We start from the raw sequence: 18,866 nt of genomic DNA, 5'->3' as shown, positions 1-18,866 counted from the left end.
CAAGCTCTTTTTTGGCCATGTAGGTATAAACTTAAATAAATTAATACCTACAAGGTTTTGAAAACCTTGCAGTAAAATTGAGAAATGCTGGAACTATGCAGTATTTTTTTGTTTAAAAATTCGTGCACTTTGTGTAAAATCAAATTCCTGTTAATCCAATCTTAAGAAACACTTTAGCAACTCTTAAGCATAATTTATCTTTTAAAATTGAATTTTGTTCTCTAAAGCAATTCAATTTATAAATGCAATTCCAACTTCCAAAACGCTACAAACTACTGTTTGATTTTTCCATTTGGTTTCTATTATTCTCACTTTTACTTCGCGTTCTATTTTTAACTTGGCAATTTTCTGACGTAAATCATTCCTTCGTTGGATTACTGAAAACTATATTTTACGGTCTGTTTTTCGATTTTGGCGTGCTATCATTTGTTTGGCTGATTAGTACTTTTTATATGTTATTGATGCCTAAAAGATGGATTGGAAGTATTGTAGATAAATTTTTTATTTACATCTTTTTTACGTTGACGGTTTTAATTTTTGTTTTCACTTTCTTTGCAGAAATTACTTTTTGGGATGAATTCAAATGCAGATTTAATTTTGTAGCCGTAGATTATTTGATATATACTTTTGAAGTGGTCAACAATATTAACGAGTCCTATCCATTAGTAATATTAATTCCATCAATGTTATTGATTACTTTTGGTATTTTGTTCTTGTTTAAAAAGCGAGATAGTTTTTTGCAAGTATTTTCTACAAAGATACCTTTCAAAACACGAATCATTCCATTTGTAATTACACTTTTAGTTGCAGGTTTTTATGTTACATTGATTAAAAATTCGGATGCCGAATGGTCTGAAAACCGTTACAATAACGAATTATCAAAAGCCGGGATTTATTCATTTTTTGCAGAGTTAAGAAATAGTAAACTCGATTATGAAACTTTTTATACCACACTTCCAAAAGAAGAAGCATTTGCAATTGTTCGAGCAAAATTAGGTAATTCAAATAGCAATTTCGATGCAGATTCCATATCCATCAGACGTACAATAAGCGATTCTGTAGCGAGAGAACAGCGTCCCAATATCGTTTTTGTACTCATGGAAAGTATGAGTGCCAACTTCATGCGAGAATTTGGAAACGAAAAAGCCATCACACCTTTTATGGATAAGTTAGCACAAGAAAGTTTACTTTTTAGTAATTTATATGCAACAGGAACAAGAACCGTTAGAGGGATGGAAGCCGTAACTTTATCGATTCCACCAACGCCTGGAAGTAGTATTGTGAAACGACCAGACAATGCCAATCTATTTACAATAGCCTCTGTTTTTAAACAGAAAAATTATCAATGTAATTTCTTTTATGGAGGTGATGGATATTTTGACAATATGAATGCATTTTTCGGAGGAAATGGCTTTGATATTTACGACCGGGGAAGAGGTAGTATTTTGAGCGATGCTATTAAAGCAAAACGCTATAATGTGACTGATGATGAAGTGACTTTTGAAAATGCTTGGGGTGCTTGTGACGAAGATATGTACAAAAAACTCATTCAAGTCGCGGATAAATACCATGCTGAAAAGAAACCCTTTTTGAATTTTGTCATGACAACTTCCAATCACAAACCCTATTCTTATCCAGACAAAAAAGTGGCAATTCCTTCCGGAACTGGTCGAAATGGTGCTGTTCAATATGCTGATTTTGCTTTGCAACAATTGTTTGAAAAGTCAAAAAACAAACCTTGGTTTAAAAACACTATTTTTGTAATTATTGCTGATCATTGTGCCAGCTCGGCAGGAAAAGATGAAATTGATGTAGCCAATTATCACATCCCGGCAATGATTTACGGTGCAAATATAAAACCGCAAAAAGTACAGAAACTATCTTCTCAAATTGATATTTTTCCTACTTTATTTGGACTGCTAAACTGGAATTATGAATCAAATTTTTATGGACAAGATATTCTAAATGCTAATTTTGAACCACGCACTTTTATGGGGACGTATTTGAAATTGGGCTATATGAAGGACAATGAACTTATAATTTTATCCAATCAGAAGAAAAATAATTTTTACAAATGGGATAAAACAAACAATGATTTGAATAAATTACCAATGAATCAAGAGTTTCTCAAAGAATCCATTTCGATGTATCAGACGGCCGATTATTTGTTTACACATAAGAAATTGGAAGAGAAATAAAATTGTCCTAATTTTACGAATATTGAAATATATACAAATTAATTCTTCGCTTAAAAATAAATGAAAATAGCCATAATAGAAGATGAAGTTGGAATTACAAATTTTCTAAAACAAGGTTTAGAAGAAGAACAGTACACTGTTTTTACCGCTAATGACGGCGAAAAGGGTTTGGCTTTAATTCAGCAATCAAAACCAGATTTGATACTTTTAGATTGGATGTTACCAAAAATTTCAGGAATTGAAGTCTGTAAAAAAGTGCGTTTAACGGACTCAAAAACACCTATCATTTTTTTGACAGCACGAGATACAGTACAAGATACAATCGAGGGTTTAAAATCGGGAGCGAACGATTACATCAAAAAACCATTTAGTTTTGAGGAACTTTTGGCACGAATTAGTGTTTATTTTCGAGAAGAGAACGAACCGGTTCAATTGACGTTAGGACCAATTATTCTAAATAGACAAAAACATCAAGTTTTTGTCGACGAACGTGAAGTTTCCTTAACGCAAAGAGAATTTGAATTACTGGATTTTCTGATGAAAAATAAGGGAACAGTTTGTTCTCGCACGATGATTATTGAAGAAGTTTGGAACATTCACTTCGAATATGATTCGGGTGTAATTGATGTATTCATGAATAGTATTCGTAAAAAATTAAATTTGCAGAAAGACCAAGAATTTATAAAAACCGTTCGCGGAATAGGTTATATTGCAAACGATTAAAACCCATTATGTCAACTGTTTCATTTAAAAATCGCATTACACTTTATTATATAGTTAGCACTGCATTACTCATATTTGCAGTGTTTTTCTTTGTGTACTATAGTGTGAAAGTTAGCGTTTACAGTGATATTGATCGTGATTTGCAACTTGAAATCGAAACGACTACAGAACAAATTGTCATTAAGGCAAAAAGTTTTAACATTTCAGATTCGGATGAATGGGAAGAACGCGAACACAATACTTTGGGAATTAATCCTGTTTTTATACAACTTGTTGATAGTGAGGGAATAATTATCGATAAATCGCCAAATTTAGAAAAACATTCATTACTACTTAAAAACAAGAGTGAAACCCAGATATTTTATGATGCTCATTTAAAAGCAATAAGTATTCGACAAGTGCAATTCCCAATTTTTCACGATGAAAAACTGATAGGTTATGTGTTGATTGCTATGTCTTTACAAGATGCTAAAATTGTGCTGACTAACTTAGGAGAAATCTTGTTTGTGGGTTATTTTCTGATTTTAATTATACTTTATTTCATAAGTCGATTCATTGTAGGACGAAGCATTAAACCTGTTTCTTCAATCATTGAAACCGCTTCTTTGATTTCAAAAGACAATTTGAGTACAAGAATTCCGCTTCCGCAAAACAAGGATGAGTTGTATATTCTTTCTGAAACGATTAATGATTTATTGGACCGCATCGAACGTGCAATTGAACGTGAAAAACGATTTACGTCAGATGCGTCCCATGAATTACGGACGCCTTTAGCGGTTATTAAAGGAACTCTCGAAGTTTTATCGCGTAAACCACGAACCCAAAATGAGTACGAAGAGAAAATAAAATTCTGCATCTCAGAAGTCAACCGAATGAATTTCTTGGTGGATGAATTATTACTTTTAGCACGTTTTGAAAATCAGAAAAAGGATATTATAGAAGAGTCTACTTTTTTAAACGCCATGATTTTAGACGTTTTGACTCGCTACTCTGAAGCAATTTTGAAGAAGAAAATACAAATAAATACTGTTTTTGAAGATGACGTATATTTTAATACGGACCCCTATTTATTTTCAATTGTACTTCATAATATAATTTCTAATGCGGTGAAATATTCGGTCTATAAAGGTGAAATAAATTTGAAAATGTACAAAGAGGGTGATTTTATTTATCTTTCCATACAGGATTTTGGTACCGGAATTTTAGAATCCGATATTGATAAAATTTTCAATCCATTTTACCGTTCTAATCCGTCAGAACATCCTGAAATTAAAGGAACGGGCTTAGGTTTATCTATTGTGAAACGGTTGAGTGCTTTACTGCATTTTGATGTGAAAATTTCTTCTGAAAACGGAGTTTTAGTAGTTTTAAAATTGAAAAGTGCAGAATAGATGAAATTATTTTGGGCATTACTGTTTTTGATTTTTAACTCCGATTTTGTTGCAGCACAAATTGTAGGTTGTACAGATGTGGAAGCTAAAAATTACAACCCAAATGCTATTATCAATGATGGAAGTTGTCGATACAGAAGAACAAAAGTAAAACCGCTTTTTTCTATTCCGATAAGTGATACAATTCATGAAACTTCAGGGTTGTTGTTCTGGAATGAGAAATTATGGACAATGAACGACGACCGAGATAGAAATCTGTACAGTTTGGACACTACCGGAATTAATTTGCGAAAATTTTCGTTAGCAAAAGTAATAAATAAGGATTGGGAAGCCATTTCGCAAGATAGTTCTCATTTATACATCGGAGATTTTGGAAATAATGTTAGCGGAAATAGAAGGGATTTACATATTCTAAAAATCGAAAAGAAAGCACTGCTTGAAAATAGAACAGTTATTGACACGATAGCATTTTCTTTTGAAAAGCAAAATAATTTTACTTCACAGAAGGCTAATACAACTAACTTTGATTGCGAAACAATTTTGGTTACAAAAGACAGTCTATATTTATTAACAAAAGAATGGAGCAGCAAAAAGACGCGATTATATGTTTTGCCTAAAGTTACTGGAATGCATCAAGCCCGCTACAAAGCAACATTAGAGGTGAACGGATTGGTAACAGGTGGCGTTATTTTGGAAGACAAAAGGATAATTGCACTTTGTGGTTATTCTAAAAAATTAAAACCGTTTCTCTACTTATTATATGACTATGACGAAAACGACTTTTTTTCAGGGAATAAGCGAAAAATCAAGTTAGCTTTACCTTTTTTCCAAATTGAAGGTATTGCGACAAAGGATGGTTTAAACTATTTTCTTACTAATGAAAGCTTTCAACGAAAGCCTTTTATTTCTGTAAATCAACAACTACACTCCGTAAATTTAGGCATTTATTTAAAATCGTATGTATCAAAAAGCATTAATTAACCACAAAGTTATCTTAATTACTTTTTTTGGTTTGATTTTTGAAATATATTTAACAGCATTAATCATAAAAAAAAATAAACTATGAAACGTATAATACTATTTTTCGCAGTAATTGGATTGACTACATTATCAAGTTGCGATGGCGACACTGGACCTCGTGGACCACAAGGCTTGCCAGGTGTAGGTGATGGAGATACTATCAGTGAAGTCTTTGAATTGCAAAATGTAAATTTTCAACTCAATCAAAATAATGAATACACTATTTTTCAAGAATTGAACCCTGTAATATTCGATTCTGATGTTATCCTGATTTACCGTATGTCGGGGACAATAAATGCACAAACTCCCATTTGGCAGTTGATTCCAAGAACTCTATTTTTGAATGAAGGAGAGTTGGATTATGACTTTGATTTTAGTGCTGTAGATTTTACAATTTATGCAGGTGGAACTTATAATCTTGCTTCAACACCTCAGTTCATTCAAAACCAAACGTTCAGAATTGTGATTGTGCCGGGTTATTTCTCTAAAGGAAATAATTTAGACTTTAACGATTACAGTGCCGTTGTAAAAGCGTTTAACATCGATGAGACAAATATCACTGTTTTGAATAAAAAATAATTTCCAGTTTTAGATTTTTAAAAAGAGAAATGACTATTTGTTGTTTCTCTTTTTTTATTTGTCTATTGATTTAAACACAGGGTATGAAATTATTTTCGTTGATAAATGCCCTGTTTTTCTGATTAAAACGACTATTTTTATTTTATACCCCTAAAAAAAATAGGGTATAATTAATTTTGCATTAAAAAATAAAATATATTTGTACTCAGTTTTAACCTCAGTATCAATTTAATTGTAAATTTTTATGTCAACATTACGTTTCCAAGCCTTACACGATGCTTCCAATAGAAAGCCAATCGAATTTGAAGAATCAGACAGAAAATCGAACGTTTTCGGTAAGAATGTTTTTAATCAGGCTTCAATGAAGCAATTTTTAACTTCAGATGCCTACAAAGGTGTTCAAGATGCCATACAATACGGTAAAAAAATTGACAGAAATCTAGCAGATTATATCGCAATGGGAATGAAAGAATGGGCGCTTTCAAAAGGAGTGACACATTATACCCACTGGTTTCAACCGTTAACAGGTACTACAGCCGAAAAACACGATGCCTTTTTTGAAACATCGTATGACGGTCTTGAATCGTTTGAAAAATTTGGCGGAGCTCAATTGGTTCAACAAGAACCAGATGCTTCTTCATTTCCAAATGGAGGAATCAGAAATACATTTGAAGCTAGAGGTTATACAGCTTGGGATCCAACTTCTCCGGCATTTATTTACGGGACAACTTTGTGTATTCCAACGGTTTTCATTTCCTATACGGGTGAAGCTTTAGATTACAAAACTCCGTTGTTGAGAGCTTTAAATGCAATTGACGATGCCGCAACCGATGTTTGTAGATATTTTGATAAAAATGTAAAAAAAGTTACAGCAACTTTAGGTTGGGAACAAGAATATTTTCTAATTGATAGAGCTTTAGCAAATTCCAGACCGGATATATTAATGACAGGTCGAACACTTTTGGGACATACTTCTGCAAAAGGACAACAATTAGACGACCATTATTTTGGTTCAATTCCAACAAGGGCTTTGAATTATATGAGAGAACTTGAACAAGAATGTATGTATCTTGGTATTCCAGTAAAGACGCGTCACAATGAAGTGGCTCCAAGCCAATTTGAATTGGCACCTATTTTTGAAGAAACAAATTTAGCGGTTGACCATAACTCTTTATTGATGGATGTGATGCAAAAAGTGGCAGAACGTCACCATTTTAAAGTTCTTTTCCACGAAAAACCTTTTAAAGGAGTAAATGGTTCAGGAAAACACAACAATTGGTCTTTGGCTACAGATACAGGAATTAATTTGTTAAGTCCTGGAAAAACGCCAATGAGTAATTTGCAGTTTTTATCGTTTTTTATCAATACAATTAAGGCAGTAAATGACAATGAAGAGCTGTTAAGAGCTACAATTGCAACAGCAGGAAACGACCATCGTTTAGGAGCTAATGAAGCACCTCCAGCAATTATTTCTGTTTTTATTGGTGAACAGTTGACAAAAGTGCTGAATAATTTAGAAAGTGTTTCGGACGGAAAACTATCTCCTGAAGAAAAAACCGATTTAAAATTGAACGTTGTAGGGAAAATTCCAGATGTTCTTTTGGATAATACGGATAGAAACAGAACTTCTCCTTTTGCTTTTACAGGTAATAAATGGGAGTTTAGAGCAGTAGGTTCTTCAGCAAATTGTGCCAATGCAATGACCACTTTAAATGCAATTGTTGCCAAGCAATTGATAGACTTTAAAAAGTCTGTAGATGCTTTGATAGATGGTAAAAAATTAAAAAAGGACGAAGCCATTTTCAATGTTTTACGTGAATATATCAAAGATTCTAAAACAATTTTGTTTGAAGGAGACGGATACAGTGACGAATGGGAAGTAGAAGCGGTAGGACGCGGTTTGAGTAATTCTAAAACCACTCCAGTAGCTTTAAAAGCAAAAATTGACCCAAAAGTAATCAAACTTTTTGGTGATTTAAATATCATGAATCACATAGAAGTGGAAGCTCGCTACGAAATTGAGTTGGAAGAATACACTAAAAAAATTCAAATTGAAGCAAGAGTTTTAGGAGATATTGCTCGAAACCATATCATTCCAACAGCGATAAAATATCAAAACACTTTGATTGAAAACGTGAAAGGTTTGAAAGAAATTTTTGGAACTGAATTTGAAAGCATTGCAAAAGAGCAAATAATTTTGATTAAGAAAATTTCTAAAAATATTGAGGGAATCAACAGTAATGTTGCCGCAATGATTGACCAAAGAAAAGCTTGTAATTTGATTGAAAATCCGCAGGAAATGGCTGAAATGTATTGCGACAAAGTAAAACCCTATTTTGAAGATATCAGAAACTATTGCGATAAATTAGAATTATTGGTTGATGACGAAATTTGGCCAATTTCAAAATACCGCGAATTACTTTTTACTAGATAGTGTTTCAATAAAACAAAACAGAAAGACCTGAAAATTAAACGTTTTCAGGTTTTTTTTATAATAATATTTTACTAAATTCGTTATACTACTTATACTTTCACTTATGTTCAAAAAAATCCAATTGTTGCTTTTTATTCTGCTCTTTTCAAGCCAAATTACTTTAGCTCAAGAACAGTTTTCGGTTTATTTTGACACCAATAAATCAGCATTGTCACTAGCAGAAAATAAAAGTCTAAATCATTGGATTTCAATTAATCCTAAAGTCAAAATTGTTGCAATCAACGGCTTTACGGACAAAGATGGTTCGTATGAATTGAATGATAGTTTGGCACAAAAGAGAGTAGATTTTATTAGCGAATTGGTGGTAAATAAAATAGCAATTAGATCTGATTTTAAGTCAAGAAGTTTTGGCGAAAATCATTTGCAGAAGCAAGATAAATCTAAAAACAGGCGTGTTGATATTTATTATATTTTAGAAAAAGATTTGGCTCGGGAAAATGAAATTCTCGGAATAAAGGAAGAAGTAGTTGTAAAACACAAGTCTGAAATTAGATACCCTGATACTTTTCAAGTGCAAGATCCAAATGGAACTATTTCTGAATTCAATTTAGATGTTGATTTTATGCAAAAAGTTACTAAAGCCAAATCAGGTGAAAAATTGCAGTTAGATAATCTTAATTTTCAGTGGAATACATTTGCAATTATGAACGATTCCCGTGGTAAACTCTACGAACTTTTGCTAGTAATGATGCAGAATCCGCAGTTAAAAATAGAAGTTCAAGGACATATTTGCTGTAGTACTTCCGCAAAAGAAAAACTTTCAACACAAAGAGCAAAAGCAATTAAAGAATTTCTAAAAGGGCAAGGAATTGAAAGCAATCGTATTACATATCAAGGTTTCGGAAGCACACAACCGCTTTATCCGTTACCAGAAAAAAATGAAGAGGAAAGAGCCGCTAACCGAAGAGTAGAAATTCTTATTATTGAAAATTAGCTTTATTTTTACTAAATTTAGTAGACTAAATTGCACCTTATGAAACAATTTGTCCTTTTCTGTTGCTTGTTTGCTACTTTTTTTTCTTGTTTGGGACAGGAGAAATTAGAAGTCTATTTTGATTTTAATAAATTCGAGTTGAATCCAACCGCGTTGACAAAATTAAACGATTGGATTATCCAACAGCCCAATAATAAAGTGCTGAAAATCCATGGATTTTGCGATTGGAAAGGCACGAATGAATACAATGATACGCTGTCGCTTAAGCGTGTTCAGACGGTTTTTGAGTATCTGACAGCACACAAAATTCAAATGGATGCAAATTATATAAGCAAAGGTTTTGGGAAAAATTTTACTCAGGATGATAATCAGGCTCTAAATAGAAAAGTTGAAATTATTTTTTCAAATACGATTTCAGTAACAGAATCAGAAAAAAAGTCCGATAAAACCATAGAAATCAAGGAATTCACTTTGTCAGAACAAGTCAAGGTTACCAAGAAAGGCGACAAAATTAAACTCAAAAACATTAATTTTTTTAATAATTCGTCGCGAATAGTACCAAAATCTAGAAACGCTCTGTTGGATTTATTGAATGTAATGCAAGAAAATCCAAAGCTAATAATAGAAATTCAAGGACATATCTGTTGTCAACCATCGAATTCTATGGATCACATTTCAACCGAAAGAGCCCAAACGATTTATAAATACTTAATTCAAAATAATATTGATAACAATCGTTTGACTTATAAAGGCTATGGAGTGACGCAACCACTTTACCCAATTCCTGAAAAAAACACATTTGAAGAAGAGGAAAACCGTCGCGTTGAAATAAAAATTATAGAAAATTAGTATAAAAAAAAGTCGCTTCAAATACTGAAACGACTTTTCTATTTTATAAAAAAAGATACATTATCTCTTTTCCATAATTGATTTTGATTTTTCAAGAGGGTTAACTTCTTGCTTTACAATAACTTCTCCCTTTATTTTCAAAGGAACTCTTCCGCCTTCATAATTTACAGCGTTAGATTCAACTGTAATTGTTTTACGAATTGGACCAGGAGCCATGTTATATTTTACATCAATTTTCCCAGTTTTCCCCGGCATAATTGGCTCTGTAGGCTTCGATGGAACCGTACAACCACATGTCGACTGTACATTGGTAATGATTAACGGTTGATTTCCTGTATTTTTAAATTCAAAAGTCCGCATTCCACTATCAGAATCTTTAGAAACCGTTCCGTAATCAATTGTATTATCTTTCGCCATAAATTCAATTTTGGCTTGGCCAAAACTTACACTGCTAAAACCTACAAAAGCTACTAAAAGTAATAATTTTCTCATTTTTTCTAAATTTATTGTGTTCGTAAAATTAACTTCTTTTAATTAAAGAACAAATTATTAATTCTTAATTTTTTAAACGCCTTTAATTATTTACTTTTGTACTGTTTTCAAAAAGGATGCCAATTTTTTTAGGAGCGAAAAGCTTGGGCTTTTTCAGCAATCCTTATTCCCGCTATTCGTTACAATCTCCCGATGAAAAATCGGGAGGATTTCCACTTCTATCGGGGCTACGTTTTTTTCCATTTTGAGCAACTTATAAATAAAATTAATACGTTACAACGCCTTATACAATATGACTATTCCTGCACAATTTGACGCAAAAAATATCGAGCAAAAATGGTATGATTACTGGATGAAAAATAATTATTTTCATTCCACTCCAGACCACAGAACACCGTACACCATTGTAATTCCTCCACCAAACGTGACGGGAGTTTTACACATGGGACATATGTTGAATAACACGATTCAAGATGTATTAATTCGTCGTGCTCGATTAAAAGGTTTTAATGCATGTTGGGTTCCTGGAACAGATCACGCTTCAATTGCCACAGAAGCTAAAGTCGTAGCGAAGCTTAAAAGTGAAGGAATCAATAAAGCAGATTTAACACGTGAACAATTTTTAAAACATGCTTACGATTGGACAGATAAATACGGAGGAACTATTCTTGAGCAGTTAAAACAGCTTGGTTGTTCCTGCGATTGGGAACGTACAAAGTTCACGATGGACGAAGATATGTCAGCTTCTGTAATTAAATCATTCGTTGATTTATACAACAAGGGTATGATTTACCGCGGTTATAGAATGGTAAATTGGGATCCAGAAGCAAAAACAACTTTATCTGACGAAGAAGTAAATTACGAAGAACAAAACGGAAAATTGTATTTCCTAAAATATAAAATCGAAGGAAGTGAAGATTTTCTAACGATTGCAACTACGCGACCAGAAACTATTTTTGGTGATACCGCGATTTGTATCAATCCTGATGATGATCGTTTTTTACATTTAAAAGGAAAAAAAGCTGTTGTTCCAATTGCTGGACGAGTTATTCCAATTATCGAAGACGAATATGTAGACATCGAATTTGGAACAGGCTGTCTAAAAGTTACGCCAGCTCACGATGTAAATGACAAAATGTTGGGTGACAAACACAATTTGGAAGTTATCGATATTTTTAATGACGATGCATCGTTAAATAGTTTCGGTTTGCATTACCAAGGTCAAGACCGTTTTGCAGTTCGAACTGCTATTGAAAAAGAATTAAAAGAGAATGGAAGTTTAGTAAAAACCGAAATCCACTTGAATAAAGTGGGAACTTCTGAACGAACAAAAGCCGTAATTGAACCAAGATTATCAGATCAATGGTTTTTGAAAATGGAAGACTTGGTTAAACCAGCCATCAAAGCAGTTTTAGAAACCGATGAAATTAAACTGTATCCGAAGAAGTTCGAAAATACCTACCGTCATTGGTTGGAAAACATTCGCGATTGGAATATTTCACGACAACTTTGGTGGGGTCAACAGATTCCCGCCTATTTTTATGGCGATGGAAAAGAAGATTTCGTAGTTGCAGAAAACATTGAAGATGCTTTGGCTTTAGCTAAAGAGAAAACTGGAAACTCAAATCTGACTTCTGCAAACTTGAAACAAGACGTCGACGCTTTAGACACTTGGTTTTCGTCTTGGTTATGGCCAATGGCTGTTTTTGGTGGAATTTTAGACCCAAAAAATGAAGATTTCAAATACTATTATCCAACAAATGATTTAGTAACCGGTCCAGATATTTTGTTTTTCTGGGTAGCGCGAATGATTATTGCAGGATATGAATATACAGGTGAAAAACCTTTTAATAATGTATATCTGACCGGTTTAGTTCGGGATAAACAACGTCGAAAAATGTCGAAATCTCTTGGAAATTCTCCAGATCCATTGGAATTGATTGAAAAATTTGGAGCCGATGGCGTTCGTGTAGGTTTGCTTTTAAGTGCTTCTGCAGGAAACGATATTATGTTTGACGAAGAATTGTGCAACCAAGGAAAAGGATTTTCAAACAAGATTTGGAATGCTTTCAAATTAATCAAAGGTTGGGAAGTTTCTGAAACGATTCCACAACCGGAATCTTCAAAAGTAGCGATTGAATGGTACGAAGCGAAGTTGCAACAAACCCTGGCTGAAATTGAAGATAATTTTGAGAAATACCGCATTTCTGACGCTTTGATGGCGACTTATAAATTGGTGTGGGACGATTTCTGTTCGTGGTTTTTAGAAATGATTAAACCGGCTTACCAGCAACCTATTGACAAAGCAACTTTCGATAAAGCAATCGAAATGATGGAACACAACATGAAATTGTTGCATCCATTTATGCCGTTCTTGACAGAGGAAATTTGGCATTTAATTGCAGAACGAACTCCTGAAGAAGCATTAATTGTTTCGGAATGGCCAGTTTTAAAGTCATTTGACTCAACTATAATTGCTGATTTTGATAATGCTGTAGAAGTAATTTCTGGAGTTAGAACGATTCGTAAGGACAAAAATATTGCATTTAAAGATGCTATTGAGTTAAAAGCCATAAATAATGAAAAAATGAGTGTGCATTTTGATTCTGTAATTTCTAAATTAGGAAATATTAGTTATTTTGAATATGTGTCAGACCAAGTAGAAGGCGCGTTATCATTCAGAGTAAAATCAAACGAATACTTTATTCCTATTTCCGGAAATATTGATATTGCAGCTGAAATTGCTAAATTGACAGAGGAATTAATATATACCAAAGGATTTCTAAAATCAGTAGAAGGGAAGTTATCGAATGAAAAATTTGTAAACGGAGCTCCTGAAAAAGTATTAGAAATGGAGCGTAAAAAACAAGCAGATGCTTTAGCGAAGATTGCAACAATCGAGCAAAGCCTCGCAAATTTGAAATAATACATTATATTCTTAGCAAAAAAAAATCCCAATATGGGATTTTTTTTTGTCTTTATTGAACTTTAATTGGTTGATTTTTCTTGAGTGATTCGTCGTACCTTTTTTCAACTATTTTCCAATTTATCACATTGAAAAAAGCTTCCACATAATTGTTTCGTTTGTTCTGATATTTCAGATAATAAGCGTGTTCCCAAACATCCAATGCCAATAAAGGCGTTCCTGTTACACCAATATTTGGCATTAATGGGTTGTCTTGATTGGCAGTTCCTACAGTAGTTAATTTTCCTGTTTTATCAGTGACTAACCATGCCCAACCGGATCCAAATTGTTTATTGGCAGTTTCGGCCAACTGTTTTTTGAAATCAGAAAAGGAGCCAAAATCTTTAACGATTGCCGCATGTAAGGAACCTGTGGGTTCGCCACCACCCTTTGAACTTAAATTAGATAAATACAAATTGTGATTGTAGTATCCACCAGCGTTATTTCGTAAAGTTTTGTTTTCTAAATCGAGTGATTTTAGTATTTCTTCAATTGTTAATGTTTCCAATGTTGTGCCAGAAACAATTTCATTAAGTTTATTAATGTAACCTAAATGATGTTTGGAATAATGCGTTTCCATCGTTTTAGCATCAATATAAGGTTCTAAAGCATCGTAAGAGTAGGGAAGTGGCATCATTTTGAATGCTCCTTCATTAGCTATTATATCTGCTGGATTACCCAATTGAATAGTTGTTACTTCTTCTTCAGGCAGAGGAACCTGAACTTCCGTTAATTTTTTTTCATTGCAAGAAGTAAAAATTAAAACTACTGAGAAAATGGATAAAGCAATTCGCACATTTTTCATTATTTTGTATTTACAATAGAATTTATAATTTCGATATAATTCTCTTTTGCTTCGTCCGAAGTCAAATGGCTAATTTGCATCCAAGCATTTGTTTTAAAAGCATCTCTAAGGTCAAAGCTAGAATTGAGTGATTGAATTGTTCCAAATGTCGCCTGCTTGTAATTGGCGTAAAGCCTTAATTGCACATCTTGTGGCAAGGAAGCCTGCGTCATTTCTTCTGCAAGAGCTACGGCGTTTTCAAAACGAATATTTAAATCTTTTTCAGTCATTTAAACAATTTCTCCAACAAGTATCGATTGATTACCTTTTACTTTATCATTCAATTTTACATTCAATTTTGTGCCTAAAGGTAAAAAAAGGTCAACTCTTGATCCAAATTTAATAAATCCAGCATCATCTCCTTGTACCACTACTTCGCCTTCTTTTGCATAATTGACAATACGTTTGGCCAAAGCTCCTGCAATTTGACGATACAAAACTTCTCCGTATACTTCATTTTGAATTACAATTGTAGTTCGCTCATTTTCCTCACTCGCTTTTGGATGCCAAGCTACTAAGAATTTTCCAGGATGGTATTTGCTAAAATTAACTTTTCCAGACATAGGATACCTAGTAACATGAACATTTATGGGTGACATGAAAATTGAAACTTGAAGTCTCTTGTCTTTAAAATATTCATTTTCCATCACTTCTTCAATTACAACAACTTTACCGTCTACTGGAGCAACAATAGTATGCCCTAAAGCGTTTATAGATCGATTTGGGTTTCTGAAAAATTGTAAAATAATAATCAGCAAAATTAAAGCAAGTACTTGTACTCCTTTCATAATCCAATAATGATCTTTTAGAAAATAGTCTGCAGCAAAGATAATCGCAACACTGACTAACGATGCCAATATAATACTAACGGCTCCTTCTTTATGAAAATGTAACATAGTTTAAAATTTAATAAATGGTAAAAGTTGATAAAATAAAAATATGAATGGTGCTACAAATATAACACTATCTAATCGATCTAAAACACCTCCGTGACCAGGCATTATCGCTCCGCTGTCTTTTACATTGGCAACACGCTTGAATTTAGATTCAATTAAGTCGCCAATTGTTCCAAAAATTCCAACTATTAATGCAAAACCAAGCCATATAAATTGTGCAATTTCTTTTCCTTCAATATAATATGTGGCGATGAAATGACTTGCAATCATAGCGAATACGATTCCGCCTAGAAATCCTTCAATCGTTTTCTTTGGTGAAATTTTCTCGTATAATTTATGTTTTCCAATTGATTTTCCAACAATATAGGCGAAAGTGTCGTTAGTCCAAATCAAAATAAATATTCCGATAATAATTTTAGGATTGTAGCCTTTGAGACCAAACGGTATTTTGGTAATAATTATAAAAGGCAAAATAATGTAGCCAAGAAGATACAAATATTTTGAAATCGTTTCTATTTTGAACTGTTTATTGTCAAAAAGGAAATACATACAACGAAAAGAAATCAGTAAAGTAGCACCTAGCAAGGTGTAATCAAAGTTTTTTGACAAATGTACCTTTTGGCTTTCCAAATACGTAACACTTCCGTAAAGTAAAAACGCTACAGTTAAAGGAATAATTTTATTAATATGAACCAGTTCGCAAAATTCATAAACGGCAATTAATAAAAAAACTCCAAAAAGAAGGAAATAGCTTTCCGTAGAGTAGGAGATTGAAAAAATCAGAAGCACAATATAAACAGCGCCAGATATTGCTCTTTTTAAAGTTTCATTCATGCTATAAGTCTTCTAATAGCAGTAAATATAAATTTTTCGCAGCACTTCCGTAACTTAAAAAATCTTCCACTTTTGCTTTTTCAAAATATTTTATGGTTGTAATATTTGTAGGGTAATTTTTATTGTAATGTTTAGTAACATAACTCATCGCATCGCTTTTACTCTCCTTTATTTGACTTGTAGTTGCTACAATTACAATGTTTGCCGGCAGCTCATGCGGTTTGTGCTGCTTAATTTGATTTGAAGAAAATAAAATTGAACCTTCATCAGCTATCAAACATTCACAACTTGCTAAAATAAATTTTGGATTTGCAGTAGACCCATAATTTAATTTATTTTCATCTAACAAACTATACAATTTAGGCTCGTAACACATCACGTCGCTTTCAAACCAATCATTTTCAGTCAAAATATCTTCGAACAACGTTTTCACCTCGTTCAGATTTTCACAGTATAAAAATTTACCTCCATTTTTTTTAAAATTTAGTGTGAATAATTCATCGATAGGAGTATTATCAACCGAAGATACATTGTGCTCGCTATCTTTCTCGTCGTCTGAAGAATCATTGGAAGACCCAAAAAATTTTTTAAAAAGACTCATAGTAGTTTTGAATGCTAAAATTATAATATAGAAATCGCTCAAAGATAAAAAAATCTTAACTCAAAAAAATTTTGAGTTAAGATTTTTTCAACAAAATCAGTATTTAGTGTATTTTATACTGTCGTTTCTTCTTGGAAAATGGGGTCAAATTTTCGCTTACCAAAAATTGTTTCCAAATCATCCTTAAAAATAACTTCTTTATCAATCAAAATATCGGCAAGTTGGTTCAACTTATCTTTGTTTTCCTCTAAGATCTGAATCGCTCTTATGTACTGACTTTCAATTAATGCAGAAATCTCTTGATCAATTATTTTTGCCGTTTCATCAGAATAAGGTTTTGTGAAACCATACTCATTTTGCCCGCCAGAATCATAATAAGTTACGTTTCCTAACTTTTCATTCAATCCGTAGACGGTAACCATAGCTCTAGCTTGTTTGGTGACCTTCTCTAAATCGCTTAAAGCTCCAGTTGAAATTCGGTTAAATGTTACCTTTTCAGCGGCACGACCACCCATTGTAGCACACATTTCGTCAAGCATTTGGTCCGTTCGAACGATAAGACGTTCTTCTGGTAAGTACCAAGCCGCTCCTAAACTTTGTCCACGAGGAACAATTGTTACCTTAACAAGAGGTGCTGCATGTTCTAACATCCAACTAACAGTTGCATGTCCCGCTTCATGAATAGCAATTGCTCTTTTTTCGTCTGGAGTGATAATTTTATTTTTCTTCTCAAGTCCACCAACAATTCGGTCAACAGCGTCAAGAAAGTCTTGTTTATCTACAGCGGTTTTATCTTTTCTTGCCGCAACTAAAGCTGCTTCGTTACAAACATTAGCAATATCAGCGCCCGAAAAGCCAGGAGTTTGTTTTGCTAAAAATTCAGTATCTAAACCTTCAACCTTTTTCAATGGCTTTAAATGGACTTCAAAAATTTCTCTTCTTTCACGAATATCTGGTAAATCAACAAAAATTTGTCTGTCAAAACGACCGGCTCTCATTAATGCTTTATCTAGAACGTCGGCTCTATTTGTAGCTGCCAAAACAATTACATTAGAATTTGTTCCAAAACCATCCATTTCAGTAAGCAACTGGTTCAGTGTATTTTCACGTTCGTCGTTTCCGCCTGACATGTTGTTTTTTCCACGAGCACGTCCTACAGCGTCAATTTCATCAATAAAAATAATAGCTGGAGATTTTTCTTTAGCTTGTTTGAATAAATCACGAACCCTTGAAGCTCCTACACCAACAAACATTTCAACAAAATCAGAACCTGAAAGTGAGAAGAATGGAACTTGTGCTTCACCAGCTACAGCTTTAGCCAATAATGTTTTTCCCGTTCCTGGAGGTCCAACTAGTAAAGCACCTTTTGGGATTTTACCACCAAGATTGGTGTATTTTTCAGGATTTTTTAGAAACTCAACAATTTCTTGAATTTCTTCTTTTGCACCTTCTAAACCCGCAACATCCTTAAATGTAGTCTTGATATCCGTTTTTTCGTCGAACAACTTAGCTTTTGATTTACCAATGTTGAATAGTTGGCCACCACCACCTCCGCCTGCTCCACCAGACATTCTTCTCATGATGAATATCCAAATAGCAATGATAATAATAAACGGAAGAAACATTCCTAGAATATCTCCCCAATTGCTACGAGATTCAAACTTATAATCCTTTAATTTATTTTCAGCAACTGCTGCTTCTAATTTTTTCTGAAAAATTTCCTCGTTTCCAGGGTCAAAAACATAATGAGGGCCTTTATTGGGTTGGTCTAAAACATTTTTAGCTAATTTTTCGTACTCTTTATCTTTAAGTGCTTCTTCTGTCAAAAATACTTCAGCTTCCGTTTTATTGTAAACGATAACTTTTTCGATAACACCTTTTTCTAATAAAACATTGAATTTACTAGATGAAAGTTCGACCGGTTTTGACAAACCAGAATCGCCACTTAAAAAGGTAAAAACAATAAAAAATACGATTAACGCACCGGGAATCAACCAAGGACCAATTTTTATTTTCTTTGGATTTGGATTTTTATCTTTTGCCATT

Annotated in this window: 16 protein-coding genes; 9 read left to right on the top strand and 7 right to left on the bottom strand. The window is 33.2% G+C overall.

Annotation, left to right across the window (positions count from 1 at the left end; translation table 11 throughout):
• The first annotated feature begins 242 nt into the window (after positions 1 to 242).
• The 8 genes from ACQ5J2_RS15120 to ACQ5J2_RS15085 all read left to right on the top strand — a co-directional run bounded on the left by ACQ5J2_RS15120 (position 243) and on the right by ACQ5J2_RS15085 (position 10,188).
• Positions 243 to 2,198, top strand: a complete 1,956-nt coding sequence (locus ACQ5J2_RS15120; protein ID WP_432671298.1) for an LTA synthase family protein — start codon at positions 243 to 245, stop codon at positions 2,196 to 2,198.
• A 60-nt stretch (positions 2,199 to 2,258) separates the two neighbouring features.
• On the top strand, positions 2,259 to 2,921 hold the full coding sequence (locus ACQ5J2_RS15115) for a response regulator transcription factor (protein ID WP_432671297.1): 663 nt from the start codon (positions 2,259 to 2,261) through the stop codon (positions 2,919 to 2,921).
• An 8-nt stretch (positions 2,922 to 2,929) separates the two neighbouring features.
• Positions 2,930 to 4,312, top strand: a complete 1,383-nt coding sequence (locus ACQ5J2_RS15110) for a sensor histidine kinase (protein ID WP_432671296.1) — start codon at positions 2,930 to 2,932, stop codon at positions 4,310 to 4,312.
• Entirely contained in the window at positions 4,313 to 5,293 is a 981-nt protein-coding gene (locus ACQ5J2_RS15105) for a T9SS C-terminal target domain-containing protein (RefSeq protein ID WP_432671295.1), read from the top strand.
• Positions 5,294 to 5,374: 81 nt separating this feature from the next.
• On the top strand, positions 5,375 to 5,911 hold the full coding sequence (locus tag ACQ5J2_RS15100) for a hypothetical protein (RefSeq protein WP_432671294.1): 537 nt from the start codon (positions 5,375 to 5,377) through the stop codon (positions 5,909 to 5,911).
• Positions 5,912 to 6,155: 244 nt separating this feature from the next.
• Entirely contained in the window at positions 6,156 to 8,345 is a 2,190-nt protein-coding gene (locus ACQ5J2_RS15095) for a glutamine synthetase III (RefSeq protein ID WP_432671293.1), read from the top strand.
• A 103-nt stretch (positions 8,346 to 8,448) separates the two neighbouring features.
• Positions 8,449 to 9,339, top strand: coding sequence for an OmpA family protein (locus ACQ5J2_RS15090; RefSeq protein WP_432671292.1), 891 nt, complete (start codon positions 8,449 to 8,451; stop codon positions 9,337 to 9,339).
• Between the two features lie 39 nt (positions 9,340 to 9,378).
• Positions 9,379 to 10,188: an OmpA family protein gene (locus ACQ5J2_RS15085; RefSeq protein WP_432671291.1), complete on the top strand. Its 810-nt coding sequence runs from the start codon at positions 9,379 to 9,381 to the stop codon at positions 10,186 to 10,188.
• Positions 10,189 to 10,248: 60 nt separating this feature from the next.
• Here the strand turns inward: ACQ5J2_RS15085 and ACQ5J2_RS15080 are convergent, their stop codons facing one another.
• A complete protein-coding gene (locus ACQ5J2_RS15080) occupies positions 10,249 to 10,680 on the bottom strand; it encodes a DUF1573 domain-containing protein (protein ID WP_432671290.1) in 432 nt (143 codons plus the stop codon).
• 292 nt (positions 10,681 to 10,972) lie between these two features.
• Between ACQ5J2_RS15080 and ACQ5J2_RS15075 the strand changes: the two genes are divergently transcribed.
• A complete protein-coding gene (locus tag ACQ5J2_RS15075) occupies positions 10,973 to 13,606 on the top strand; it encodes a valine--tRNA ligase (protein WP_432671289.1) in 2,634 nt (877 codons plus the stop codon).
• 52 nt (positions 13,607 to 13,658) lie between these two features.
• Here ACQ5J2_RS15075 and ACQ5J2_RS15070 read toward each other — a convergent pair whose 3' ends face one another.
• The 6 genes from ACQ5J2_RS15070 to ftsH all read right to left on the bottom strand — a co-directional run bounded on the left by ACQ5J2_RS15070 (position 13,659) and on the right by ftsH (position 18,865).
• Entirely contained in the window at positions 13,659 to 14,450 is a 792-nt protein-coding gene (locus ACQ5J2_RS15070) for a superoxide dismutase (protein WP_432671288.1), read from the bottom strand.
• Entirely contained in the window at positions 14,450 to 14,719 is a 270-nt protein-coding gene (locus ACQ5J2_RS15065; RefSeq protein WP_432671287.1) for an acyl-CoA-binding protein, read from the bottom strand. The genes ACQ5J2_RS15070 and ACQ5J2_RS15065 overlap by 1 nt, the downstream gene beginning before the upstream one ends.
• The gene (locus ACQ5J2_RS15060) at positions 14,720 to 15,385 is read right to left on the bottom strand and encodes a phosphatidylserine decarboxylase family protein (RefSeq protein WP_432671286.1); all 666 of its coding nucleotides are present in this window, start codon (positions 15,383 to 15,385) and stop codon (positions 14,720 to 14,722) included. It lies immediately after the preceding gene.
• Positions 15,386 to 15,388: 3 nt separating this feature from the next.
• A complete protein-coding gene (locus ACQ5J2_RS15055) occupies positions 15,389 to 16,219 on the bottom strand; it encodes a phosphatidate cytidylyltransferase (RefSeq protein ID WP_432671285.1) in 831 nt (276 codons plus the stop codon).
• Between the two features lies 1 nt (position 16,220).
• A complete protein-coding gene (locus ACQ5J2_RS15050) occupies positions 16,221 to 16,820 on the bottom strand; it encodes a lactate utilization protein B/C (protein WP_432671284.1) in 600 nt (199 codons plus the stop codon).
• 113 nt (positions 16,821 to 16,933) lie between these two features.
• Complete coding sequence (ftsH, locus tag ACQ5J2_RS15045) at positions 16,934 to 18,865, bottom strand: ATP-dependent zinc metalloprotease FtsH (RefSeq protein WP_432671283.1); 1,932 nt, start codon at positions 18,863 to 18,865, stop codon at positions 16,934 to 16,936.
• Position 18,866: the final 1 nt, after the last annotated feature.

It is taken from the genome of Flavobacterium sp. SM2513 (genome assembly GCF_050908145.1).
GTDB lineage: Bacteria > Bacteroidota > Bacteroidia > Flavobacteriales > Flavobacteriaceae > Flavobacterium.
Note: the sequence above shows the minus strand (reverse complement) of the source record. Positions and strands in the feature narration are given on the sequence as shown.